Source organism: Rhodococcus gannanensis (assembly GCF_042681175.1).
GTDB classification, from domain to species: domain Bacteria; phylum Actinomycetota; class Actinomycetes; order Mycobacteriales; family Mycobacteriaceae; genus Rhodococcus_G; species Rhodococcus_G gannanensis.
Map to the genome: position 1 here is coordinate 592,528 of NZ_JBHUFB010000009.1, position 24,999 is coordinate 617,526.

Consider the following 24,999-nt stretch of genomic DNA (forward strand, 5'->3'; position numbering starts at 1 on the left):
ATCAGGTACGCGGAGGCCGGGTAGACCGGTCCGCCGATGCCGCGGTCCTTGGCGATCTTCGCCGCACGGACGGCGTCGATGATGATGCCTGCCGAGTTCGGGGAGTCCCAGACCTCGAGCTTGTACTCCAGGTTCAGCGGGGCGTCACCGAAGGCACGGCCCTCGAGGCGGACGTACGCCCACTTGCGGTCGTCGAGCCACTCGACGTAGTCCGACGGGCCGATGTGCACGTTGCGGTCGTGCACCTTGCCTGCGAGGGGGCCCTCGAGGTTGGAGGTGACGGCCTGAGTCTTCGAGACCTTCTTGGACTCCAGGCGCTCACGCTCGAGCATGTTCTTGAAGTCCATGTTGCCGCCGACGTTCAGCTGGTACGTGCGGTCCAGCACGACACCGCGGTCCTCGAACAGCTTCGCCATCACGCGGTGGGTGATGGTGGCACCGACCTGCGACTTGATGTCGTCGCCGACGATCGGGACGCCGGCGTCCTTGAACTTCGCGGCCCACTCGGGGTCGGAGGCGATGAAGACGGGCAGCGCGTTGACGAACGCGACGTTCGCGTCGATTGCGCACTGCGCGTAGAACTTGTCGGCCTCCTCGGAACCCACCGGGAGGTAGGAGACGAGCACGTCGACCTGAGCGTCCTTGAGGGCCTTGACCACGTCGACGGGCTCGGCGTCGGAGAGCTCGATGGTCTGCGCGTAGTACTTGCCGATGCCGTCGAGGGTCGGGCCACGCTGGACGGGGACGTCGAGCGGCGGCACGTCGGCGATCTTGATGGTGTTGTTCTCGCTGGCGTTGATGGCCTCGGAGAGGTCGAACCCGACCTTCTTGGCGTCCACGTCGAACGCGGCGACGAACTTCACGTCGCGGACGTGGTACTGCCCGAACTTGACGTGCATCAGGCCGGGAACGGACGAGTTCTCGTCTGCATCCTGGTAGTACTGGACGCCCTGGACCAGGGACGAGGCACAGTTCCCCACGCCCACAATGGCCACGCGCACCGCGGTGCTGTTCTCACCCATGGTCGGGTTCTCCTTCTTTCTTGGGTAACGCTGTTGGTGTTTGCTCGGCAGCGATCAGTTCGTTGAGCCACCGCACCTCACGCTCGCTCGACTCGAGTCCGAGTTGGTGGAGCTGGCGGGTGTAGCGGTCCAGCGAGCCACTGGCCCGCCCGATCGCGTCGCGGAGCCCCTCCCGGCGCTCCTCGACCTGACGGCGTCGACCTTCGAGGATCCGCATCCGCGCTTCTGCGGGGGTGCGGCTGAAGAAGGCGAGATGCACCCCGAAGCCGTCGTCGGTGTAGTTCTGCGGTCCGGTGTCGGCAACCAGTTCGGTGAACCGCTGCCGGCCCTTGTCGGTCAGCTTGTAGACGCGGCGGGCGCGGCGCTTGACCGTCCCGTCCGGACCGGCGTCCTCGGCGATCAACCCGTCGGCCTGCATGCGGCGCAGCGTCGGGTAGAGCGACCCGTAGGAGAAGGCGCGGAACGCGCCGAGCAGCCCGGTCAGCCGCTTCCGCAGCTCGTATCCGTGCATGGGCGATTCGAGGAGCAGCCCGAGAACCGCGAGCTCGAGCATCCTGTCCACCTCCTCGATCGTCCGGACCTAACCGCATGATGCGATGCCCAACTATATCGCGCCGATATATACGAACGCACGGGTAGTACGTGTGATGTGGTGGAACAGTCAGTTCGACCGCGGGATCGGACAGCGAGGTTTGCGCCGCAGGCAGCGTTGTGACCTGCACATTCGCAGCGAAGCCTCGGACGTGACGCGGAGACGAGCATGACGGCACCGCGCGACGACCTCAGTCCGACGGGACCATCACCTCGAGAATCTCACCGTCGAAGGTGACGGTCATGAACGTGGATTCGTCGTACTCGTCCTGCACGTAGATCTGCACCACCGGTTCGGCGATGCGGTCGTTCGTCCCGTACTCGAACCGGACCTGCGACATCGTGCCGTCGGGTATCCGCACCGACTGCGGGGCGCCCGACACGAGTTGCGCGATCGCAGCCACGTTCACCGCGCCGAGGTCGAGGGTGCGGGTGTCCCGGGGGCGGGCCGAATCGCTCCCCCACGAATCGAACTCGCCGTCGTAGAGGTAGCCCGAGTACCGTGCCGGGTCGGTCTCCGACTGGCGTTCGGTCACTGCGTGCTCGGGGTAGAGCAGGACCTCGTCGGCAACCGTGTCACCGAACGTTGCCCGATAGTTGTCGATGAAGTGCGCGATCCCTTCACCGGTGGTGAGGGTGGGGATCGACGGGGACGACAACCCGGCGACGCCGCCGTCCGAACACGAACCGGCGAGGGCGCCGATCCCGGCCGCGACCACGACGAGTCCCGCAGCGCCGGCCCACCGCCGGCTGTCGACGGACTCCGTGTCCCGCGGTCGGCGGTCCGGGCGAACCACCGCAGACTTGGCGTACCGCGACGGGATCTGCAGATCGTCGACGAGCTTGCCCAACTGCTCGAAGGTGACCGCCTTCATCGCCCGATCGGTGCGAGTCGCGTGCTCGGCGTCGGTGAGCTGGCCTTCCGCGTGTGCGGTGTCGAGCAGACCGCACGTCTCGACGCGATCGGTGTCTCGCGCACGCAGCTGCGCGCCGGTCGTGGACATCGGGGACTCCTTATTGTCCGTACGGCGAGACGTCGAGTATCTCGCCGGCGAGGGACGCCTCGAGGTTGCCGCTCTCGCTGAAGTCGTTCCCGACGAAGATCCGGACGGACGCCGGACCGTACCGGCCCGGGGGATCCACGGAGATGTGCGTGATCTCCCCGCCGGGAACGTTGAGCATCGGAACGGCTTCGGCGAGCAGGCGCGCCAGCGCGGTCTGGTCGACGGCGGCGAGGTCCACGGTCGGCGTGTCCAGGCTCCGTGTCGTCGGGTCGTACCGCGGTGCGAACCCGTACCGGTAGGAGTACTCGACCTCCCGGTTCGGTTGCTGCGGCATCGCGCGGGTGAACATCGCGTACTCGTCCCAGATCGTGAGGTCGTCGACGACGGTGTCACCGAACTTGGCTCGATAGTCCTCGACGAACTGCGCGAACCCCTCGGCCGTCCGTAGATCGGGCGTCGCGACGACGCGAGCCGGCAGTGCAGCCACATCCGGAGCCGTCGTTGCTTCGGCAGGAGCGGCCACCGCCGGCGGTTCCTCCCTACCGACGAACCAGAACGCGGCGATCGCGGCAGCGGCGGCGGCAACCAGTGTTCCGACGAGAAAGCGGCGGGCACGGGTCGCGGGGCCCGCGGGCCCCGAGCTCGCGCGGACCGATGTGGTGGGCCGAGGCGGCGTCGCGTCCTGCAGATCTTCCACCAGGGCGGCCAGGTCACCGAGGGTTCTGGCGTCCGCGAGCAGGTCCGCCCGCAGGTCGTGCTCGGCCGCATCGAATTGTCCGTCGGTGAAGGCCGCATCGAGGAGCGCGAGCACAGCGGAGCGGTCGGTGTCGGTCGCACGGGTCGACGGCGGGTACGGGCGGGCCACGGGCGGAATCCTAATTCGCCCGAATTGTCTGGGCACCGCTGCCGTCGAGGCCGGCGACGACATAGCCGAGCCCCCGACCGCCGTCCTGCACGTAGACGGTGACGGTGGGCCTACCCGAATCGGTCACGTAGACGTGCTCGACGCGGCCCGCCGGTTCACCGATCCGCGCAGGGGCCTCGGCGATCAGTCGTGCGAGTGCCGCCGAGTCGATCTGGTCCAACTCCACCGGAGTGGCTTTCGGTGGCGACGCCTCGGTACCCGTGTGCACGAACGAGCCGGTCAGCTCGTAGACGTCGGAGCGGCCCGGTGCACCCGGCACGGCGCGGGTCACCCGTACCGCGTCGGGATACAGCGCGAGTGAGGTGGCGGCGGTGTCGCCGAACTGGAATCGGTAGCGGTCCACGACGATGTCGATGCCCGCCGCGGTGAACGCGTCGACCGGCTTCGTGAGGTCCGGCGGTGAGGCGTCGGAGCCCGAGCCGGGGTCGGGGTCGGCAACGACGACGACAGGCGTGTCGGGGGTTGCGGAGTCCGATTCGCCGCGGCCGACGGCCACCGCGACCGCACTCGCGACGAGACCGACACCCACGATCGCCGCGACGGCGGCGGCGCGACCGCGCGTCGACCGGCGGCCGACCGGATGGGTGTCGACGACCGAGGCGGGCAACTGCAGGTCAGAAGTGAGATCCCGGAGGTCCCGCAGTGTCGCGGCGGACGCGGCTTGAGCGATCCGGTCGTGATACTCACCGGCTCCGAGCTGCCCCTCCGCGTATGCGGCATCGAGAAGCCAGCGGGCGTTCGTGCGGTCGAGGTCCCGGGCCCGGGTTGAATCGCGCAGCGGTGACACCCGGGGAATCATAGGGGTGGGGTGACGATCGCACTGTGTGGACCGTCACCGCGCCGGACCAGGAGATTCGTCCTGTTCATCCAGGAACGGCGGCCCGAATCTGCAGCATGACCCGAGACCGCGGAGGGCCTCCCACGTACTCTGGTCCACGTGCGATTGCAGCGGCAGGTGGTGGACTACGCCCTCCAGCGGCGATCCCTGCTGGCCGAGGTGTACTCCGGCCGGACCGGGGTGACCGAGGTGTGCGATGCCAGCCCCTACCTGCTGCGCGCTGCGAAGTTCCACGGCAAGCCCTCGGACGTGACGTGCCCGATCTGCCGGAAAGAGCAGCTCACCCTCGTGTCGTGGGTGTTCGGCGACAGGCTCGGTCCGGTGTCCGGATCGGCCCGGACCGCCGAGGAGCTGGTCCGCCTCGCCGCGACGCAGGAGGAGTTCTCCGTCCACGTCGTCGAGGTGTGCCGGACCTGCAACTGGAACCACCTCGTGCAGTCGTACGTACTCGGATCGGTGCCGACACCGAAGCCGACACGGACCAGAACCACCCGCGCCCACAGCCGGCGCACGGCGAGTGAGTGAGTCGCGCCGACGACCTTGACCGAGGCCGAACCGGCCGACACCGAGTGACACAGTCGTGTCCAAGCAAGTACTGGAGATACCCCACGTGAGTTCCCCCTACAACGATCCGCAGGGTGGTCGACCCACCGGAGAGCCCCGTCCCGGCCCGCAGCAGGGTGGACGCCCTCCGGGGTACTCGCAGCAGCCGCCACCCGGTTACGGCCGGCCGGGCCCGATGCCGCCGCGTACCGGTCCGAGCCAGCCGCCGCGCCGCGCCGCGGGTGGCCGGCCCCCGCAGCCGTACCCGGGAGCGCCGCGGCCGGCGCAGGGTGCGCCGCGTCAGCCTCAGCCGTACTCGCCGCAGCCCGCCCAGTCGGCGCAGCGCCCCGGCCAGCCGCTCCCGTCCCGTCCCGCTCCGGCCACCCAGGCCGTGACCGCCCAGGCCGCTCGGCCGGGCAGCCCGCAGGACCGGTCCCGGACCGCGGCGCAGCCCCAGTCACGTAGCAACACCGGTGCCAACGCGACTTCACGCCCGACGCAGTCGGGTGGCGGTGGCGGCCGGCCCCCGGCCGGTCCCCCGCCCACCGGTCGCTCCGGACGGTCCGGTGGCACCGGCGGCGGGCCTCCGAAGCCTCCGAAGAAGACGAAGTCCAAGCGTTGGAAGATCGTGCGCCGCACCCTGTACAGCCTCGTCGCGCTCGGCCTGGTCGTCCCGATTCTGGTGTTCATGGTGGCGTACGTCGGGCAGGACGTCCCGCGGCCCGGTGACATCAAGACCAACCAGGTCGCGACGATCTACGCCAGCGACGGCAGCAGCGTCATCAGCACGATCGTCCCGCCGGAGGGCAACCGCACCGACGTGTCGGTCGACCAGATCCCCGAGCACGTCCGCAACGCCGTGCTCGCCGCGGAGGACCGCGACTTCTACTCGAACCCGGGCTTCTCGGTGTCCGGCTTCGCGCGCGCGGCTCGCGACCAGCTGCTCAACAAGGCGAGCGCCGGTGGTGGTTCGACGATCACCCAGCAGTACGTGAAGAACGCCCTCGTCGGTTCCGAGCACTCCTACACGCGAAAGCTGAAGGAGCTGGTCATCTCCGCGAAGATGGCACGCCAGTGGTCGAAGGACGACATCCTCGCCGCCTACCTGAACACGATTCCGTTCGGTCGTGGCGTGTTCGGAATCGCCGCCGCGTCGGAGGCGTACTTCGACAAGCCGGTCGGCGAACTGACTGTGGAAGAAGGCGCGGTTCTCGCCGCGACGATCCAGCAGCCGTACGGTCTCGACCCGTCGACGAACCCGACGGGTGCCGAGTCCCGATGGAACTACGTCCTCGACGGCATGGTGTCCGCCAAGACGCTCGACGCCACCCAGCGCGCCGGAATGGTCTACCCGTACGTCGTGCCGCAGTCGGAGGCCGACACCGGCGCCGTCGGCAGCGGACCCGCCGGACTGATCCGCAACCAGGTGATCAAGGAACTCGAGGCCAACGGCATCAACGAGCAGGTCCTCAACACCGAGGGTCTGCAGATCACCACGACCATCGACACGCAGGCACAGCAGGCCGCGCTCGACGCCGTCGCCAGCAACATGGAGGGCGAGAACGAGGAGACCCGCACCGCGGTCGTCTCCATCGACCCGCGGACCGGTGGCGTCAAGGCCTACTACGGCGGCGAGGAGGGTGCCGGCTACGACTTCGCGCAGGCCGGCCTCCAGACGGGCTCGTCCTTCAAGGTGTTCGGCCTCGCGTCGGCGCTGAACGAGGGCATCCCGCTGTCGAAGATGTACGACAGTGGCCCGCTCACCCTGGGCGGCGTCACCATCACCAACGTCGAGGGCGAGTCGTGCGGCAACTGCACCATCGCCGAGGCGCTCAAGCGGTCGCTGAACACCAGCTTCTACCGGCAGATGCTGTCCATCGAGGACGGTCCCGAGAAGATCGCGGAGATCGCGCACAAGGCCGGCATCCCCGAGCAGATCCCGGGCGTCGAGGGCACCAGCCTGCAGGAGGCCAACGGCAAGTCGGAGAACGGAATCGTGCTGGGCCAGTACCAGTCCCGAGTTCTCGACATGGCGTCGTCGTACGCGACGCTCGCCGCGTCCGGCGTCTACCGCGCGCCGCACTTCGTCCAGAAGGTGGTCACCGCGGACGGCACCGTCCTGCTCGACCGCGGCGAGGCGTCGACCGGTGAGGTCCGGCTCAAGGCGGCGGTCGCGGACAACGTGACCGCGGCGATGCAGCCGATCGCGCAGTACTCCAAGGGTCACGGCCTCGCAGGCGGGCGTCCGTCGGCGGCGAAGACGGGTACCGCGCAGCTCGGTGACACCGGCCAGAACAAGGACGCGTGGATGGTCGGGTACACGCCGTCGCTGTCGACGGCGGTCTGGGTCGGCACCGAACAGGGCCTGCCGCTGACCAACGCGTGGGGCGGTCTGATGTACGGCTCGGGTCTGCCGTCGGACATCTGGAAGGACACGATGGACGGCGCCCTCGAGGGCTCCAAGGTCGATCAGTTCCCGAAGCCCGAGGCGATCGGCGGCCAGGCCGGTGTGCCGGCGTACACGGCGCCGTACACCCCGCCGCCGACGACCACGACGACCGCGCCGCAGCTGACGCTGCCGCCGGTGGTGGTGACGCAGACGCCGGTCGAGATCCTGCCCGGTGTCACGATCCCGATTCCCGGCCTGGCGCCGGCGACCTCCCGACAGGGGAACGGCACCGGCACCGGCAACGGCACCACGCAGACCGGGCCCGCCGCCGGTCAGCCGACCGTGGACGACTACGGGGACGGCGACGACGCCGACACTGCGGGATCGCCCAACAACAGACAGCTCGTACCCCAGGGTCAGTAGGCGGTCGGTAACGTCGCCGTCGTGGCGGACGACTCAGGCGGCAGCGCAGCGGCGACCGGGCAGGACTCGATCCACGCCGACCCGGCGGGGTCGGTGGTGACCCCCGGCGCCGACGCGGCTGCCACGGCGGTGACGATCGTGTCCCCCGGTCCGTTGGCGGCCGACCTGCGCAGTGTCGACCGGGACCTGCCCAGCCGGAACGACAGCCTCACCGCGCAGGTGTCGACCGTCCTCGGTGGGCCAGTCGGCAGACGGGCTGCGATCGGCAGGCAGCGGTTCTGGACGCCGCTGCGGGTGATCCTGCTGCTGGCGGTGGTCTTCCTGGCGTTGGGGTGGACGGCCAAAGCGCCGTGCATCCAGCAGGCGCCGAACGGTCCCGAAGGCGCACTCGGCCTGGACTGGAGCGGCAGCAGGCAGTACACCGCGCTCTGCTATTCGGACACCGTGCCGCTGTACGGCGCGGAGCGGCTCGACGAGGGCGCGTTCCCGTACAAGAAGTCCTGGGAGGAACCCGCACCCGACGGTTCGGTGCAGACCCGGTACATGGAGTACCCGGTGGTCGCGGGGCTCTACCAGTACGCGTCGATGACGGTGGCGAAGGCGTGGCACGCGGCGCCGTGGCTGCCGGGGGCGCTGGAGGTGGTGCTGTACTTCACCGTCGTCGCGTTCGGGTTGGCCATCGCCTGGCTGGTGACGGTGTGGTCGACGGTGCTGCTCGCGGGCCGTCGCGTGTGGGACGCGACCCTCGTCGCGGTGTCCCCGCTCGTCGTGGTGCACGCCTTCACCAACTTCGACCCGCTGGCAACGGCTTTCGCGGGTACCGGCCTGCTGGCCTGGGCGCGGCGCAAGCCGGTGCTCGCCGGCGTGCTGCTCGGGATCGGCGGCGCCGTCAAGATGTATCCGCTGATGCTGCTGGGTCCGCTGCTGGTGCTGTGCCTGCGGGCGGGCCGGGTCCGGGACTGGTGGCGCGCCACGGCCGCCGCCGGTGCGGCGTGGCTGGTGGTGAATCTGCCGATCGCCCTGCTGTTCCCGTCGGGATGGTGGGAGTTCTTCCGGCTCAACTCCGAGCGCGGCGCCGATCCGGATTCGCTGTACAACGTCGTCTCCTCGTTCACGGGGTGGGCCGGCTTCGACGGTCCGCTCGCCCGCGGCGAGAGCCCGACGATCCTGAACGCGGTGTCGCTGCTGCTGTTCGTCGCCGTGTGTGTGGGGATCGCGTGGATCGCGCTGACGGCGCCGCGGCGCCCGCGGGTGGCGCAGTTGTGCTTCCTGCTGATCGCCGGATTCCTCCTGACGAACAAGGTGTGGAGCCCGCAGTACTCCCTGTGGCTGGTGCCGCTGGCCGTGCTTGCGCTGCCGCATCGCCGGATCCTGTTGGCGTGGATGACGATCGACGCACTGGTCTGGGTGCCGCGGATGTTCTACTACCTAGGGGTGTCGAACCGGGGCCTGCCCGAGCAGTGGTTCACCGCGACCGTTGTGGTCCGCGACCTGGCTGTGATCGCGTTGTGCGTCATGGTGATCCGGCAGATATACCGTCCGTCCGAGGACCTGGTTCGCGGTGCGGGCGTGGACGATCCCGTCGGTGGTGTCCTGGACGGCGCGACCGACGACCCGCCGTCGTGGCTGCCTCGATGGCTGCGGCCGGCGCCGTCCCCGCACGCGTGGTCGACGGCCGGTCCGGTCCGCACCGGCTGACGCGCCGGCGTGGGCGGGCCTCAGGCGGTGCTCTTCGCGGCCTCGGCGATGACGGGTTCGGGCACGGCTTCGTGCCTGCCGCGGCGGTATCCGCGCAGATCCGCGCGGAGGAACAGGACGAAGAACACCAGCAGCAGCACAGCGCGTCCCCACACGCCGAACTGCACCGCGAACTCCTCGGTCGACGCGTCCTCACCCGCACCGAGGGCGGCGAAGAACCGGAACACGCCGATGCCCAGCGAGAGGTCCGCGATCAGGTACGCGCCGACCAGCGTCCACGGCACTCGCAGCAGCACGAGGAACGGGATCAGCCAGAGGGTGTACTGCGGTGAGTGCACCTTGTGCAGCAACAGGAATCCGCACAGCATCGCTCCGCTGACCGCGACCCACGGATAGGTGCCCTCACGCAGGTAGCGGCGCCACCCCAGCCACACCGCCAGCGCGAAGGACGCGATGACGAGCAGCGGCGACGCGAACGACACGAAGTCGGCGTACGCGCTCCCGGGGCCGTCGACCGATCCGAACAGCGGCCGGATTCCCCAGTACCACACGGAGTTCGTGGTGACGTCGGCCTGCCGGTCGGACTGGAACGCGAACGACGCCAGCCAGCCCTCGCGGCCGAGGATTGCGAACGGCAGGTTGATCGCGACCGTCGTCGCGACCGCGGCGCCCGCGACGGCGAGGGCGCCCTTGACGTCGTAGCGGCCGGACACGGACGGCGGCAGTTCCCGGCCGCCCACTCCCCCGGTCAGCACGTACGCCATCAGGGGCAGGACGAAGGCGCCAGGATAGATCTTCAGGCACACCCCGATCGCGAAGAGGACCGCAGCGAGCACGGCGCGGGTGCGCAGCGGGACGGCGTCGTAGGCGAGGACGACGAAGATCCCCGCGGTGGCCGCCGCGACCACGGGGAGTTCCCAGTTGTGGAAGGCGTACAGCACGAGCGGCGGGCCGGCCGACCACAGCAGGGCGGGCCAGCCGGACAGCCGGCCGAGCATCCACGCGGTGGCGAGCGCGAACGGCGTCAGGATCAGCGCGGAATGGAGAAGGAAGGCGGCGTCGGTGTGCGAGCCGATCGCTCCGATCCACATCAGCAGTCCGCTCAGCACCGGGTACTCGACGGTGCCGCCGACGAGTCCGCCGGTGCCGTTGATGCCGCCGCTGATGTACGGGAAGACGTGGTCGTTGATGCTGCGGCCGAGCCAGAGGAACTGGATGTCGGAGTAGCAGACAGACGAGTCCTTGAGCCTGTCGAAGACGAGGCTGCGGCCCTGCTCGTCGTACGGCACTCCCGCGCAGCGCGCCTTGTTCAGGTATCCGAGCGCCAGGGTGAGCCCACACACCAACGTCACGACGAGGGGGGTCCAGAGGCTCGCCCGCATCGGTGTCCGCATGCGATCACCCTATGGGCTTCGGCACCCGTCGTCGGGTGCCCTGGAGGATGCGGGGGCGATTTCGCAGGTCAGCGGCACCTCGTGTACCCTGCAAAGGTTGCTGACGCAACGACCCTCCTGTCACGGATCGTCCGTGACCGTTTCACAGTCCATAGGAGGTGATGAGGTCTTATGCGTCATTACGAACTGATGGTCATTCTCGACCCCAGCCTGGACGAGCGCACTGTCGCCCCGTCGCTGGATACGTTCCTCAATGTTGTCCGCCAGGACGGCGGCTCCGTCGACAACGTCGACATCTGGGGCAAGCGTCGTCTCGCCTACGAGATCGCCAAGCACAGCGAAGGCATCTACGCGGTCATCGATCTGAAGGCCACCCCTGACACGGTGAACGAGCTGGATCGCCAGCTCGGCCTGAACGAGTCGGTGCTCCGCACCAAGGTCCTGCGCCACGCCAAGTGATCGCAGTGAGCACCGAGCCCGTGTCCGAGTGACGCCCTAGGCTCGGGGCAATCTGGATTCCACACACTGCAGGAGGAACCACATGGCAGGCGACACCGTGATCACCGTCGTAGGAAATCTGACGGCTGATCCCGAGCTCCGCTTCACCCCCGCGGGCGCCGCGGTCGCGAACTTCACTGTCGCGTCCACGCCCCGCACCTTCGACCGTCAGACCAACGAGTGGAAGGACGGCGAAGCGCTGTTCCTCCGCTGCAACATCTGGCGTGAGGCAGCGGAGAACGTCGCAGAGTCGCTGACTCGTGGTTCGCGGGTGATCGTGCAGGGACGGCTCAAGCAGCGGTCCTACGAAACCCGCGAAGGCGAGAAGCGCACTGTCGTCGAACTCGAGGTCGACGAGATCGGCCCCTCGCTCCGTTACGCCACGGCCAAGGTCAACAAGGCCAACCGTGGTGGCGGCGGTGGCGGCGGCGGGTTCGGTTCCTCGGGTGGCTCGGGCGGTGGACGCCCGGCCGCTTCCGGGCCGGTTGACGATCCGTGGGGCAGCGCCCCGCAGGCGTCCGGTTCCTTCGGTGGCGGTGGAAACGACGAACCGCCGTTCTGATCCCGGGTGGGGACCGTGTTCCCCGTCGCGGATCGAGCGCGAGAAACATTGAGAAGTACGGAGAAGGACAATGCCGAAGCCGCCGTTGCGCGACAAGGTGATGAAGAAGAAGGTCTGCACCTTCTGCAAGGAAAAGAACGTGCAGATCGACTACAAGGACACGACGCTGCTGCGTAAGTACGTCAGCGACCGCGGCAAGATCCGCGCGCGCCGTGTCACCGGCAACTGCGTCCAGCATCAGCGGGACGTGGCGGTTGCCGTGAAGAACTCGCGTGAGGTCGCCCTGCTTCCTTACGTCTCTACGGCTCGCTAAGGAAAGGGAGGGAAGTCATGAAGCTCATCCTCACCGCTGACGTGGACAACCTCGGTGCGCCCGGCGACACCGTGGAGGTCAAGGACGGCTACGGCCGCAACTACCTGCTGCCTCGCGGCCTGGCCATCGCTGCCACCCGTGGCGCGCAGAAGCAGGTCGACGGCATCCGTCGTGCCCAGGAAGCCCGCGCGGTGCGCGGCCTGGACCACGCCAAGGAGCTCAAGGCCGCCATCGAGGGCGTCGAGAGCATCTCGCTCTCGGTGAAGACCTCGGACTCGGGCAAGCTGTTCGGCTCGGTCACCGCTGCCGACGTCGCCGGTGCGATCAAGGCTGCGGGTGGCCCCGTGGTCGACAAGCGCGCCGTCGAGCTGCCGAAGGCTCACATCAAGGCCACCGGCAAGCACCTGGTTCAGGTCAACCTCCACCCGGATGTGACCGCCAAGTTCCACCTGAACGTCGTCGCCGGCTAGTCCGACGCCCGTTCATCGGCGGGGCCCCGCAGACCATGTCTGTGGGGCCCCGCTCTTTGGGTTTCACGCGAAACCGAGCACGTCAGCACGTTGTGACTGATGACCGACAATTGCCGAGGCAGTTGAGATCGGTCACTGTGTGGCGAATCACGTTGTCAAATCGAGTGGCATGCGCAACACGCCCGGCTTGTCAAGCGCTGGGACACGCCGAACCACTTTCAATCCACATGTGTGTGAACACATAAACAGGCCCTGACCAGGCTGTTCTGGATGTGTGATGTTCGTTGTCCCCAGTTTGTCCACAACTGGTGAACAGTGGTGTGCAGGCGATTCCACAATTCATCCACAGGTGTGTGCACACACCCTCCTTGCCCCGATCCACCGCGGTGCCTAACGTCGTCGCGGGCGTGTTCACGAGGCGCTCCGCGAGCAGGTCGCTTCGGACCGCAGCGGGCGCGAATGTCGGTGGGCAGGCGTAGAAATCTCGTACGGTGTCAGGCCGCGTTTCGCGCGACCAGTACGTACTTCGGAAGGGACGGTTATCGCGTGGCGGTTGTCGACGATCGCGGGCACTCGGACTACCCGGAACCGGACGAGCCGCCCCGGGAGGACTTCGGGCGTCAGCCCCCTCAGGACATGACGGCGGAGATGTCCGTGCTCGGCGGCATGCTGCTCAGCAAGGACGCCATCGCGGACGTGTTGGAGAAGCTGCGCCCGGGAGACTTCTACCGCCCCGCCCACCAGAGCATCTACGACTCGATCCTCGACCTGTACTCGCGCGGTGAGCCCGCCGACCCGGTGACCGTCGCGGCCGAGCTGGACCGCAAGGGCGAGCTGCGCCGCGTCGGTGGCGCCCCGTACCTGGTGACCCTCACCCAGACCGTGCCGACGGCGGCGAACGCCGGCTACTACGCCGAGATCGTCGCGGAGAAGTCGATCCTGCGCCGGCTCGTCGAGGCCGGCACTCGTATCGTCCAGTTCGGCTACGCAGGCGCCGACGGCCAGGACGTCGCCGAGGTCGTGGACCGGGCGCAGGCCGAGGTGTACGAGGTCACCGAGCGGCGCGCGGTCGAGGACTTCGTGATCCTCGAGGAACTGCTGCAGCCCACGATGGACGAGATCGACTCCATCGCCAGCCGCGGCGGCATCTCCCTCGGTGTCCCCACCGGCTTCAGCGAGCTCGACGAAGTGACCAACGGCCTGCATCCGGGCCAGATGATCATCGTCGCGGCCCGTCCCGGTGTCGGCAAGGCACTCGCCCTCGACACTCCCCTGCCCACGCCGACCGGCTGGACCACGATGGGTGAGGTCGCGGTCGGCGACCGCCTCCTCGACGCGCACGGGCGGCCGACCGTCGTCGTCGCGGCGACCGAGGTCATGACCGACCGCCCCTGCTACGAGGTCGCGTTCTCCGACGGCACCGTTCTCGTCGCGGACGAGCAGCACCAGTGGGCCACCGAGGCCGGTGGCGTCGCCGCCGTCCGGATCACCGGCGACATCGCGGCCACCCTCGACGCCGGGCACGTCGTGGTGAACACGCGGCCCCTGGATCTGCCGGCGGAGACGCTGCCGGTGCCCCCGTACACGCTCGGCGCATGGCTCGGCGACGGCACCGTCGCCACCACGGCCGCCGACCCCGAGGTCGTCATGCGGATCGAGGCCGAGGGTGACGCCGACCTCTCCGCCTTCTGCGACGCCGGCTCGCGCCGGATTCCCGCTCGGTACCTCCGCGCATCCGTGTCCCAGCGCCGGATGCTCCTCGCCGGCATCCTCGACACCATCGCGACCGTGCAGGCCGACGGATCGATCGACATCGACTCCCCCGGGACGGAATTCGCGACCGGACTCCGTGATCTTCTGGCCGGACTCGGCTACGAGTTCCGGGCCGACGACACCACGGTGACGTTCGCGACCGAGGACGATGTCTTCGGCGGTCACCGGAAGGCGATGCTGCACAAGGAACTTCGCTATGGGCGCGAGGGTCGTGTCGGGGTCAGGCGCATCGTCGCCGTCCGGCGCATCGGCAGCGTCCCCGTACGCTGCGTCGAGGTGGACAACGCCGACCACCTGTACCTCGCCGGACACGCGATGGTCCCGACGCACAACTCCACCATCGGCATGGACTTCATGCGGTCCTGCTCCATCAAGCACGGCATGGGCAGCGTCCTGTTCTCCCTCGAGATGAGCAAGACGGAGATCGTCATGCGACTGCTCTCGGCGGAGGCGAAGATCAAACTGTCGGACATGCGCTCCGGCAAGATGACCGACGACGACTGGACGCGTCTGGCGCGGCGGATGAGCGAGATCAGCGAGGCGCCGCTGTACATCGACGACTCCCCCAACCTCACGATGATGGAGATCCGCGCAAAAGCGCGGCGGCTCAAGCAGAAACACGACATCAAGCTCGTCGTCCTCGACTACCTCCAGCTGATGACGTCCGGCAAGAAGGTCGAATCCCGACAGCAGGAGGTCTCCGAATTCTCGCGTAGCCTCAAGCTGCTCGCGAAGGAACTCGAAGTCCCCGTCGTCGCGATCTGCCAGCTGAACCGTGGCCCCGAGCAGCGAACCGACAAGCGCCCGCAGGTCTCCGACCTCCGTGAGTCCGGCTCCCTCGAGCAGGACGCCGACATGGTCATGCTGCTGCACCGCCCCGACGCCTTCGAGCGCGACGACCCGCGCGGGGGAGAGGCCGACATCATTCTCGGCAAGCACCGTGGTGGACCAACGGCGACGATTACCGTTGCGCACCAATTGCATTACTCGCGATTTGTCGATATGGCTCGGGGGTAGCTGCGTCGTCGTCATCATCGCTGCGTGCGACAGCCATCGCCGAAATGTGAGACAGACTCGGAGAGGATGATTCTGGGACGAGCGTCGGGGGTGTCGCATCCGATGAGGCGGACAATGCGGCGAGGGGTGTCACCTCGATGCAGCCCCCACTACCAACCAGGGGAGGCGTCGTCGGGCACATGGTTGGTCAGTATCATTTCCCGCCGTCCGGTGAACGGTGCGCCGAACATTGGAACCGCGTCGCAGCGGCGAATGTCGCTCGGCGCAACTATTCTTTTGCTGTGACCGGCACCCCGCCTCCCTATCCGTCTGATGGGGAGATCGAGAAATCCGAACAGTCGAGCAGCGCGGCCACTCCCATGCCAGAGCATCCGGCACCACCCAGAATGACCGGCGCCAGTGGTGGCGTCGCGGACAAGCTAGGCAACAGATACGAATTGGCCTGGGCCATCCGTCACGCTCTGTTCTGCATCCAGGACGAGCGCCGCAGTCTCACGCTCGAAGAGATCGACCCCGAACTGGCTGACGGCTCGGAGTTCACCTATGTCAACGAGCACGGCGACATAGCGGTGACCCAGGTGAAGCGCCAGAACAACATCACCGATCACTGGACGATCGCAGCCCTCCGAGGACGCGGCGTCTTGGAGGCAGCTGCTCGCCACGTTGCCGCTGGGCGTGAGTTCCACTTCAGTTCGATGACTCCGAGCGGGGCACTTCGGGTCATGGCCGACCGATCACGGCAATCGGCGGACGCACAGCAGTTCGTTGCGCATCAGCTCACGCGCGAGCTGAGGTCGACCTTCGATGAGCTGACCGCGACGAATGTCTTCAAAAGCTCTGAGGTGGCCTGGCAGACCCTACGCGGAATGTGGATCGAGGTTGAAGTCGAAGAGCAGCTGGTCATGACCAACGCCATGCTCGCCGACGTCAGCTTGGAGGGCGCGACCGGCGACCTGATGGCGGTTGCCGTCGGTGCAGCACTGCTCGACAACCTGCGCACGCGCATGACGCGACGCGAGCTGCTCGATGCTCTAGCCCGCAAGGGCATTACGGCATGCGACGCGGTGGCACAACGCACCTCCCATGAGCAGGTCGTAGCGACGACCCAGAGTTGGCGAGGCACGATCGAACGCGAGCTACTCACGCCACCGATCAATAGGACGGAGTCCGCAGACCTCGTCGAACTGATGGGAAGTACCCGTCTCGCACTCGTCGTCGGAGCTGGCGGTGGGGGCAAGAGTTCTGTGCTTTACCAGGCTGCGCGCGAGTTCGAGGCGCAGGACGCCGAGGTATTGGCGTTCCGGCTTGACCGCCGTGGCGCCGTCGGTTCGACCGTCGAACTGGGTATTCAGCTGGGCCTGTCGACCTCGCCGGTTGCGGCGCTGCGACAGGCGGCAGACGGCCGGGACGCTTTCCTGATCATTGATCAACTCGATGCAGTGTCGCTAGCGTCCGGCCGCCTCTCGGAGTGCTACGACGTCATCGCCGATCTCATTCAGGAAGCAACGGCGGTTGACGGGGTGCGTGTCATCTTGGCCTGCCGACTATTTGACGTCGAGAACGACTACCGCATCCGCAAACTCGATGCGCGGAACGATGTCGAGCGCCTCACGGTTGGGTCGCTACCTGACGAAGCGGTGGCGGACGCTGTCTCAGCCATGGGTCTCGATCCCGACTTGCTCACTGCTACGCAAAGTGCACTCCTCAGGTCACCGCTCAACCTCGTTCTGCTCGAGACGATCGCCGACCAGCCAGGTGCCCTCAACTTCACCTCCCGAGGATCGCTCTTCGAAGCATTCTGGCAGCGCAAAGAACAGACCTCCGAGGAACGACGGCCTGGAACGTTGTTCAACGATGTGCTGGCCCGGATCGCCAACACTGCGAGCGACAACCAGACGCTATCCGTCCCCGTTGAAATCCTCGATCCCGGCGACTTCATCAAACACGCGCGGGTTCTCGCATCCGAACAGGTCATCGCGATCGAAGGTGACCGGGTCTCCTTCTTTCACGAGACGTTCTTCGACTTCACGTTCGCCCGCCAGTGGCTGTCGCGACAGCAGTCGATGGTCGAATTCCTCTGCGCCCAAGAGCAAGAACTGTTCCGACGCGCGCAGGTGCGGCAGATCCTCGAGCTTCTACGTGAGCGAGATCCCGATCGGTTCAGGGCGGAGGTCGAGGCGGTCCTCAGCAGCGCAGATGTTCGCTTCCACATTAAGGAGACGGTGGTCGCCGTATTCGTGAACGTCAGCGCCCCGACGCTCGACGATGTCGAACTTGTGCTGCGCCTCACCGAGAGCGAATCCACGCTCACGAAGCGGCTGTGGCTGCAGCTCGCACGCCCTACCTGGTTCGACACGTTCTACGCCCAGGGTCACATCGAACGGTGGCTGGACAGCGACGACGCCGCACTACGCGGAAGGAGCATCAACTGGATGGGCAACGCCGGCGCCGAGCACTGCGCCGAGGTGGCTGATCTCTTGACGGCGCGGAACCGGTCACCCGACTACGTGGCGTGGCTCCGTTCGGTGACCTGGCGCGCCGACCTGCACCATCACCGGCAGCTGTTCGAGTTGTTGCTAGACGCAGTCCGCGCCGGCGAGATCAATCCGGCCGATCAGAATTTCTGGCTCTCGGCACACGAGCTTGCTGAATACCAGCCGCTCTGGGCAATCGAGATGCTCAAGGCCTGTTTTGTCGAGAGTCCGTCTGCTCTGGTGCTCGGTGGCGACGGCAAGGTGGTCCTCCTTGGCATTCACGAGTACGGCGCTACTGAGATGATCGAGGCAGCATGCAAAGCAGAGCCGCAAGCGTTCGCCGAAGCGTTCGTGCCGCATCTGCTCGCAGTCATGAACGCCACGCACTACGACCGCCACGAGCAGTATCTTCTTCGCGACCGGCACTTCTTCCTGAGACTTCCTACGGAGTCGGGGCACGGCGACGTCGATGACGCGTTGTACAACGGCGTGGCGGACGCGCTCGGAGAGTGGGCGCAGACGTCGCCGGAAACCATCGAGTCGGTGCTGCAGCTCTTGGTCGCCAACGAGCACGACGCGGCGCAGTCGTTGTTGTATCGCGTCCTGATTGCTGGGGGCCCGACCTTTGCCCCGTGGGCAGCTGAGCTGATTCTCCAAGGCGGCAACCGCCTGGAAGCAGGCTACCTGTCGGATTCGCACTGGCTTTCACGTGAGGTCGTTGAGGCCATAGCGCCGATTGTCAGCGATGAGGTTCACCTGCAGCTCGAAGAGCAGTTCCGAGACCTTTCCGCGACATACCAATCCTCCGACCTCCATTACAGGCTTCGGTCGTTCGGCTACACCGCCTTCACGTTCCTTTCAGCGCTCGACCGCAGGCGGTTATCACCGGTGGGACTCCGCCGGCTACAGGAGTACCAGCGCAAGTTCGACCGCGATTTGCCCGAGCCACCGACCGGAATCATCACCTACACGGTCGGGTCCCCGATTGTTGGCCCAGCCACAGGCAAGATGAGCAACGCGCAGTGGCTCCAAGCCATGACAAAGCACGACAACGACGCCCGCGACTTCGGCAGCGAGGTAGGCGGCGCTCGCGAGTTGGCGGAGCAGCTGGAGGCGCGCACGGCTGAGGATCCTCGTCGATTCGCTGGATTGGCGATGCAGTTGACGACCGAGACCAATGCGGCCTATCCCGCTGCGATCCTACGGGGCTTCGGAGGAGCATCTGTTCCCCCGGAAGCACAGCAAGCCGTCTTCGACGCGATCCGCCATATCATGAGTCTCGGCCTCGACAGCTGCGATCGCTGGCTTGGCTGGGCAGTCCGTCACGCCTATGACGAGGTGCCTTTGGACATCGTTGAGATGGTTCTCGACCGGGCACTGCATGCTCCTCACCCTGTCGACAACTCGCCTGTCTTCGTGCGCCGAGACAACCACCAACCCGGACGTGACTTGTTCCAAAACGGATTCAACACCGCGCGAGGCGCGTTGGCCGAGGCGCTCGGCGACCTCTTGGTCCACGACTCTGATGGCACGCGCACCGAACTCGTAGCCCCGCACCTTGCCGAGCTGGCGTGCGATCCAGTACTGAGTGTCCGCGCTTGTGTCGCGCATACCATCGCGGCCTGCCTACGGTATGCACGGCCAACGGCCTATGCAGCCTTCGAACGTCTTATCGACGCCGACGATCTCCTACTCGCCTCGGACAAGTTGGACGACCTGATGATCTACATCGGCAACGCCAATCCAGAAATGGTCGATCCGGTCATCGATCGCATGCTCAGCTCAACGGATGCCGAGGTTCGGAGGGCAGGGGGTTGCGTGGCGGCATTCGCTGCGCTGCAATGGGGGCGTCCAGCGCTAATCGAGCGAGCCCTGGCCAGCGATGTGGAAGTTCGAGGCGGCCTGGCGGAGGTCTGCGTTGCGAAGGTTGATCGATCCGCCGATTCAGAACTCGTGCTGTCCACTCTGCGCCGCCTGATGGATGACGAGGATGATGAGGTTCGGAAAAAGGTTGGCACCCTGGCTGGTCACCTACGTGGGAACGGCCTGCGTCCTTACGCCGATTTACTCGCTGACTTGATCGCGTCACCAAGCTACGTGCACGCGATCCCGCAACTGCTAATCACGCTGCAGGAAGCGCCGGACAAGGTCGACGATCTCGTCGACCTTGCCGCGCACAGCTTTCTCGACATCCATGGTGAAGACGTGGCCGACATCAGGACGGGTGCTGCCGGGGAAGCTCATTACATCTCGGATCTGGTCGTCCGCGGGTTGGCACAGTCTCGCGACCGACGGCGCATCACGGCGCTACTCGACATCCTTGACCGCCTTCTCGAACTCGGCGTCTACGGAGTTGATCGAGCAATTGATGGAGCCGTGCGCAACTAGTGGCTCGTCGCGGATCGTTGGCGGGACTGCCCCGTGTCAAATGAACCGGGGGCAGTCCCGGCCGGGTAATCCCGGGTTGTGGGTGAGGTGAGGTGAACTGCAGACTGTCTCCCAGGTCGGGAAGGGAGGTGGTCGTGGCACGTCAACCGAGTGTGTTCGTCCGAACATTGAGTTTGGAAGAAGGGCGGCGGTTGACGAACTCGGCATCTCGCCGGAGGTAGGGCAACGTCGCGAGGCGTCTTTACTGAACTGCGCTGCATCTCGATAGCCAGCAATTCCACGCCGTCCTCTCCCGGTGCCTCACACCGATAGCACCACCCGGGGTGGGCCAGCTTTACCGGTGCTTGCGGCCGTCGACCAGTCCTGGACGTCCCACAGGACTATGTTGTGTGGCAGCACCTTTCCCAATGTCGCGAGGGTGGTCAGGGCGTTCGCGGCGCCGGCGATCAGGTGGGTGCCGGGCGGGAAGTCGACGAGACCGTCGGCGGCCAGTACATCCGCGGGCTCATAGCGGGGGACGTCGTCGTCGGGTGGTTGCTTGTCGCCGCCGACGGCCCGGTAGGCGTACCGGTGCCCGCGCAGGGCCTGCCCGAGGTCGACGTCCGGGCCGTCGGCCGACTGTAGCGTCAGCAGCGTCTTACCAGTGCTGTAGTTCGATTCGGCAAGTGCGTATTCCGGATCATGGCGGCGACCGGCCCGTGTCGGGGTCGTCGTGGGCACCGACAGGTAGTCGTCGACTGTGGGCACGAACGCGGTGGGTCGGCCGCCCGTTCCGGACCAGTCGAGCAGGCTGCCCGGTGAGGTCAGCAACGAGGATCCCGACACCACTGACGGCAGTACCACTCCGGACTCGACGCGGAAACCATAGGCGCGCTCCGGAATCTGCAGATCTGATACGGCGACGGCGGCGAGCCGCACCACGGCGTCGTGGCGGGGTGACCGGGTGAGCAGATCCGCGAGAAAACTGCGGCGCGCGTCCTCGACTCGACGTAGCCCGCGTTCGTCCACCAGCAGACGCACCTCCTCCCAGTTGCGGAACGGCAGCAGCGCGTCGCGGAGCACCACCAGCTGATGCAGCCACTCGTTGTACTGCTGCATCACGACGAGCGCGTTCGGTGAACCCGTCAGCAGCGCCGCGACTTCCGGCGTCCACACGTGGCCCTCGCAGTTGCTACGCACCCTGACAGCCGCGCCACGGTCGGCGGTCGCGGACGCGAGTTCCGCAATGCCCGTTCCGATCACCCGGGCCTGGACGGCGATCTCGCGTCGACGGTCATCCCCCGTGGACTCGAAGTGTTCGACCGCGACGACCGCCTCGCGCCCGGACGTGGCCAGCGACGCGGCGAGTCCGGTGAGGAGTTCGCCGCGCGTCCGCTCACCCGGCACGTCGGCCAGTATCGCGTCGAGCAGTGAGTTCGCAGCCGTCACGAACTCGGCCGCGGTGGCGGTCGAGCCGGCGCGCCAGTTGTTCCAGCCGGTCACGATTCGAACCTCGCTCCGTAGAAGAGGGGGCGGCTCGACGCGTCGAACGTGACGCCGTTCACCGCTGCGGCTGCGCCGACGACGGCGGACTGCTCGAACAGCGGTATCGCGTGGCCCTGACCGATCGCCTCGCGGGCCACCTGGTCGGCGAGCTGTTGCCGCGCAGCAGGTTCTGTGGTGCGGCCCAGTTCGGTCAGCAGGACGTCAATGTTTCCGGGTTCGGTCCGCCGATTGGGATTGCTCGCACTCGTCACGGAGAACAGCGTGTCGAGAACCACCGGGTCCGGTCGCGTCACCGCCCAGCACACGAAGTCGTAGTCGCCGTTCTTCTGTGCCTCGGAGTTCGCGCCCGCGTCGAGCGGTATCAGCTGCAAATCGACACCGAGGCGCGCCCACTGCTGCTGGACCACCTCGTACACCGGTGATCGCGTGTCGGTGGCCGCGAACACCAGGCGCAGGGTCAGCGGCCTACCGTCCTTGACCCGCACCCTGCCCGGCCCCGGCAACCATCCTGCGGCGTCGAGTTCCGCGGCCGCGCGATCCGGATCATGGGTCAGCTCACTCGAGAGGTCGGTGTACCCCGGTGTCACGGCGGACAGCACGCTGGTCGCGTAGGTCTCGTGCGGCGACAGCACCGCGGCCAGTTCCGGTCGGTCGACCGCGTGCACCAGGGCACGTCGCACGGCCGGGTCGGACAGCGCCGGACTCTGCTCGTTGGCGAGCAGGGTGTAGCCCACGCCGGGTCGTGCGCGCGCCGTCACCGGGACACCCGCACCGGACAGCGCCGCCTCGTCCTGGGCCTGCACGTCCGTGTCGACGTCGATCTGCCCGGTCTGCAGAGCGCCCGATCGGATGCCTGATTCGGTCATCACCACGAATTCGAGACCGTCGACCGCCGCGGCACCACTGTGCGTCGCGGTCGCGCCGGGCCACGCGTAGTCGGTGCGGGCGGACAGTGTCGTGGAGGCATTCGGGCTGTGCGTGTCCAGGACGAAGGGGCCCGACCCGATCAGCCCTCCGGTGCACCGCTCCTCCGGGGTTGCGGCGAGGGTCGCCGGTGCCAGTAGACCAGTGGTGACCATCGAGGTGGCCTGCAGGAACTGGGCACTCGGCGCGTCGAACGTGAACTCGACCGTGCGCGAATCCGGGGTCGCGATGTCGCGCAGCCCTTTGGTGTACGAGCGCCCGAACGGTGACTTCGCCCCGAGTGCCCGTAGGTCCTCGAAATTCGACGCGACCGCGGCCGCGTCGACGGGGGTGCCGTCGTCGAAAGTGACGTCCTCCCGCAGCGTGAACCGGTATCGGGTGGCGTCCTCGGACACCGTCCAGTCGGTGGCGATCCACGGCAGGATCTCGCCGGTCGTCGGGTCCTGGTCGGTGAGATTGGCGACCAACTGTCGTCCCACGTGCAGGGATTCCGTGTGTGGTGCCTGGTGGGGATCGAGGCACTGCGGATCCGCGGACAACGCGATCCGGAGTACCTCGGCACGTGGTGGCTGGTCGGAGCAGGCGACGACGCCGGTCGCGGCAACACCCACCGCGAGGGCTGCACCGGTAGCGCGCACGTTTCGTGGAACAGACATGATTCGGGCTCTCTGATGGTGGACGGAAATCGGGTGCGCCGAACTCTTCGCGACCGCAGCATGCGGGGCTACTTTCGGATTTCAGTGGTTGAAATCGAGTTGTCCACGTCACGGAGGTACACGCATGACCGCTCCGACCAGAACGGGTGTGGCCCGCCGTCTGTTCAGCGTCCTCGAGGCCTTCGAGGGCACGACCGAGCCGCTGCGCCTCCACGAGATCGCGGCGCGGTGCACCCTGTCGCCGGCGACGACGCTGCGCATGGTCCGCGAGCTCGTCGACTGGGGCGCCCTCGACCGTCTCGTGGACGGCCGGTACCGCGTCGGGATGCGAATGTGGTCGCTCGGTTCTCACGCGCCGTGCGTCCAGCGGATCCAGCGGGAAACCACGTGGCACGTCAGGAGTCTGGCTGCGGCCAGCGGACGAACGGTAGTCCTCGGTGCGGTGATCGGCGGCGTCGTCGTGATCGTCGACCGGGCCCACGGACCGCGGCAGGGCGGTGCTCCCGTCGAGATCGGCGACCGGTTCCCGCTGCACGCCACCGCGGTCGGCAAGGTGTTTCTTGCCGCGGGCGACCCGCCGGACTCGATCACCGAGCGCTTCACCCGCTACACGCTCGACGCCGCCGCCCTGCCCGCCGACCTCGCTCGGGTTCGACGCACCGGCATCGCGAGGGAACGTGAGGAGTACCGGTACGGTCGCTACGGCGCCGCCGCCGGGATCCGGGGACCGTCGGGTCGGATGTCCGCTGCGCTCGGCATTGTCGGCACCGGCTCGGCCGACGAGCAACGGTGGGTTTCGCTGCTCGAGGAGACGGTCGGTGCGGTAGCGGACAGCATAATGCGGCCGGATGTGTGAGGGTCGCCATCGGGGAACGGGATGACGGTAGCGGGCATCCCCCGTCGCATTCCCTACGTGCGGTGAACTGTTGACGCCAGCGACGAGACTTCACGCGGACGGTGTGTCCCGTGGGCCGGCCACACAGTAACGGTGGGGAGCGTGACTACACGAGGCCGGATGTGATCGTGTCGGTGGCCCCCGCTACAACTGTTGGTGCGATTCACACTCACCGACCGGAAGGGCACACGATGGGGTTTTTCACGAAGGACGCGGTACCAGGTCTCGGGAGCGTCCTCGCCCCATTGTCCCAGGACCGGATCAAGGCAGCGCTGGAGCTGTCCGACTGGACGTACGGTGTCGACTCCGACGGTGACATCTTCGGCACCTGGGAGTACGGGTCGTTCTTCTTCTTCGTCAACGGCGGCAGCGGCGAACTGCTGTGTGTGCGCGGCTTCTGGCGGGGCAAGCTCGACGAATCCGAGTACGTCCGTGCGCTCGAGTTCTGCAACGCGTGGAACTCCGAGAACCTGTGGCCGAAGACCTATCTCGAGCGTGACGGTGACGGCAAGGTCCGTGTCAACGCCGAACTCAACGTCGACTACGAGCATGGATTGACCGACGACCAGCTCCGACAGCATCTCGTGTGCGCTATCAACACGAGCATGACGTTCTTCGAGCATGTGAACGAGACGTTCCCGGAGGTGTGGGAGCAGTACAAGCCCGAGGAGTAGCGGCGCCCGCCCCGCTCGTAGCGTCCGTCTCGACAACCCAGGA

Annotated in this window: 19 protein-coding genes; 11 read left to right on the forward strand and 8 right to left on the reverse strand. The window is 67.1% G+C overall.

Annotation, left to right across the window (positions count from 1 at the left end):
• The 5 genes from ACFSJG_RS09565 to ACFSJG_RS09585 all read right to left on the reverse strand — a co-directional run.
• The coding region (locus ACFSJG_RS09565) for an inositol-3-phosphate synthase (RefSeq protein ID WP_378484962.1) at positions 1-1,022 on the reverse strand (1,022 nt) is incomplete at its 3' end.
• Positions 1,015-1,575 carry a PadR family transcriptional regulator gene (locus ACFSJG_RS09570; protein WP_378484963.1) on the reverse strand — a complete coding sequence of 187 codons (561 nt, stop codon included), beginning with the start codon at positions 1,573-1,575 and terminating at the stop codon, positions 1,015-1,017. The genes ACFSJG_RS09565 and ACFSJG_RS09570, both read right to left, overlap by 8 nt.
• A 229-nt stretch (positions 1,576-1,804) precedes the next feature.
• The gene (locus ACFSJG_RS09575) at positions 1,805-2,617 is read right to left on the reverse strand and encodes a DUF1707 SHOCT-like domain-containing protein (protein WP_378484964.1); all 813 of its coding nucleotides are present in this window, start codon (positions 2,615-2,617) and stop codon (positions 1,805-1,807) included.
• A 10-nt stretch (positions 2,618-2,627) separates the two neighbouring features.
• The gene (locus tag ACFSJG_RS09580; RefSeq protein ID WP_378484965.1) at positions 2,628-3,482 is read right to left on the reverse strand and encodes a DUF1707 SHOCT-like domain-containing protein; all 855 of its coding nucleotides are present in this window, start codon (positions 3,480-3,482) and stop codon (positions 2,628-2,630) included.
• Between the two features lie 10 nt (positions 3,483-3,492).
• On the reverse strand, positions 3,493-4,329 hold the full coding sequence (locus ACFSJG_RS09585) for a DUF1707 SHOCT-like domain-containing protein (RefSeq protein WP_378484966.1): 837 nt from the start codon (positions 4,327-4,329) through the stop codon (positions 3,493-3,495).
• A 150-nt stretch (positions 4,330-4,479) separates the two neighbouring features.
• Here ACFSJG_RS09585 and ACFSJG_RS09590 point away from each other — a divergent pair, with 150 nt between their 5' ends.
• The 3 genes from ACFSJG_RS09590 to ACFSJG_RS09600 all read left to right on the forward strand — a co-directional run bounded on the left by ACFSJG_RS09590 (position 4,480) and on the right by ACFSJG_RS09600 (position 9,433).
• Positions 4,480-4,905 carry a DUF5318 domain-containing protein gene (locus ACFSJG_RS09590; RefSeq protein WP_378484967.1) on the forward strand — a complete coding sequence of 142 codons (426 nt, stop codon included), beginning with the start codon at positions 4,480-4,482 and terminating at the stop codon, positions 4,903-4,905.
• 214 nt (positions 4,906-5,119) lie between these two features.
• A complete protein-coding gene (locus ACFSJG_RS09595; RefSeq protein ID WP_417716643.1) occupies positions 5,120-7,735 on the forward strand; it encodes a transglycosylase domain-containing protein in 2,616 nt (871 codons plus the stop codon).
• Positions 7,736-7,828: 93 nt separating this feature from the next.
• A complete protein-coding gene (locus tag ACFSJG_RS09600; RefSeq protein ID WP_378485268.1) occupies positions 7,829-9,433 on the forward strand; it encodes a glycosyltransferase family 87 protein in 1,605 nt (534 codons plus the stop codon).
• Positions 9,434-9,453: 20 nt separating this feature from the next.
• Here the strand turns inward: ACFSJG_RS09600 and ACFSJG_RS09605 are convergent, their stop codons facing one another.
• Complete coding sequence (locus ACFSJG_RS09605; protein ID WP_378484969.1) at positions 9,454-10,827, reverse strand: hypothetical protein; 1,374 nt, start codon at positions 10,825-10,827, stop codon at positions 9,454-9,456.
• A 171-nt stretch (positions 10,828-10,998) separates the two neighbouring features.
• Here ACFSJG_RS09605 and rpsF point away from each other — a divergent pair, with 171 nt between their 5' ends.
• From rpsF to ACFSJG_RS09635, 6 genes are all read left to right on the forward strand, one after another.
• The gene (gene rpsF, locus ACFSJG_RS09610; RefSeq protein ID WP_378484970.1) at positions 10,999-11,286 is read left to right on the forward strand and encodes a 30S ribosomal protein S6; all 288 of its coding nucleotides are present in this window, start codon (positions 10,999-11,001) and stop codon (positions 11,284-11,286) included.
• A gap of 82 nt (positions 11,287-11,368) precedes the next feature.
• A complete protein-coding gene (locus ACFSJG_RS09615) occupies positions 11,369-11,887 on the forward strand; it encodes a single-stranded DNA-binding protein (protein WP_378484971.1) in 519 nt (172 codons plus the stop codon).
• Positions 11,888-11,957: 70 nt separating this feature from the next.
• Positions 11,958-12,200, forward strand: a complete 243-nt coding sequence (rpsR, locus tag ACFSJG_RS09620) for a 30S ribosomal protein S18 (protein WP_007537290.1) — start codon at positions 11,958-11,960, stop codon at positions 12,198-12,200.
• Positions 12,201-12,217: 17 nt separating this feature from the next.
• Positions 12,218-12,670, forward strand: a complete 453-nt coding sequence (gene rplI / locus ACFSJG_RS09625) for a 50S ribosomal protein L9 (RefSeq protein ID WP_378484972.1) — start codon at positions 12,218-12,220, stop codon at positions 12,668-12,670.
• A 546-nt stretch (positions 12,671-13,216) separates the two neighbouring features.
• Positions 13,217-15,460, forward strand: coding sequence for a replicative DNA helicase (dnaB, locus tag ACFSJG_RS09630; protein ID WP_378484973.1), 2,244 nt, complete (start codon positions 13,217-13,219; stop codon positions 15,458-15,460).
• A gap of 281 nt (positions 15,461-15,741) precedes the next feature.
• On the forward strand, positions 15,742-20,322 hold the full coding sequence (locus tag ACFSJG_RS09635) for an NACHT domain-containing protein (protein ID WP_378484974.1): 4,581 nt from the start codon (positions 15,742-15,744) through the stop codon (positions 20,320-20,322).
• Between the two features lie 300 nt (positions 20,323-20,622).
• Here ACFSJG_RS09635 and ACFSJG_RS09640 read toward each other — a convergent pair whose 3' ends face one another.
• Both ACFSJG_RS09640 and ACFSJG_RS09645 read right to left on the reverse strand, forming a co-directional pair.
• Complete coding sequence (locus ACFSJG_RS09640; protein ID WP_378484975.1) at positions 20,623-21,804, reverse strand: hypothetical protein; 1,182 nt, start codon at positions 21,802-21,804, stop codon at positions 20,623-20,625.
• On the reverse strand, positions 21,801-23,387 hold the full coding sequence (locus ACFSJG_RS09645) for an ABC transporter substrate-binding protein (RefSeq protein ID WP_378484976.1): 1,587 nt from the start codon (positions 23,385-23,387) through the stop codon (positions 21,801-21,803). The genes ACFSJG_RS09640 and ACFSJG_RS09645 overlap by 4 nt, the downstream gene beginning before the upstream one ends.
• Before the next feature lie 124 nt (positions 23,388-23,511).
• On the opposite strand from ACFSJG_RS09645, the gene ACFSJG_RS09650 reads away from it, so the two are divergent.
• Together ACFSJG_RS09650 and ACFSJG_RS09655 are read left to right on the forward strand one after the other, a co-directional pair.
• Positions 23,512-24,243: an IclR family transcriptional regulator gene (locus ACFSJG_RS09650; protein ID WP_378484977.1), complete on the forward strand. Its 732-nt coding sequence runs from the start codon at positions 23,512-23,514 to the stop codon at positions 24,241-24,243.
• Positions 24,244-24,473: 230 nt separating this feature from the next.
• The gene (locus tag ACFSJG_RS09655) at positions 24,474-24,956 is read left to right on the forward strand and encodes a type III secretion system chaperone family protein (protein ID WP_378484978.1); all 483 of its coding nucleotides are present in this window, start codon (positions 24,474-24,476) and stop codon (positions 24,954-24,956) included.
• Positions 24,957-24,999 lie beyond the last annotated feature (43 nt).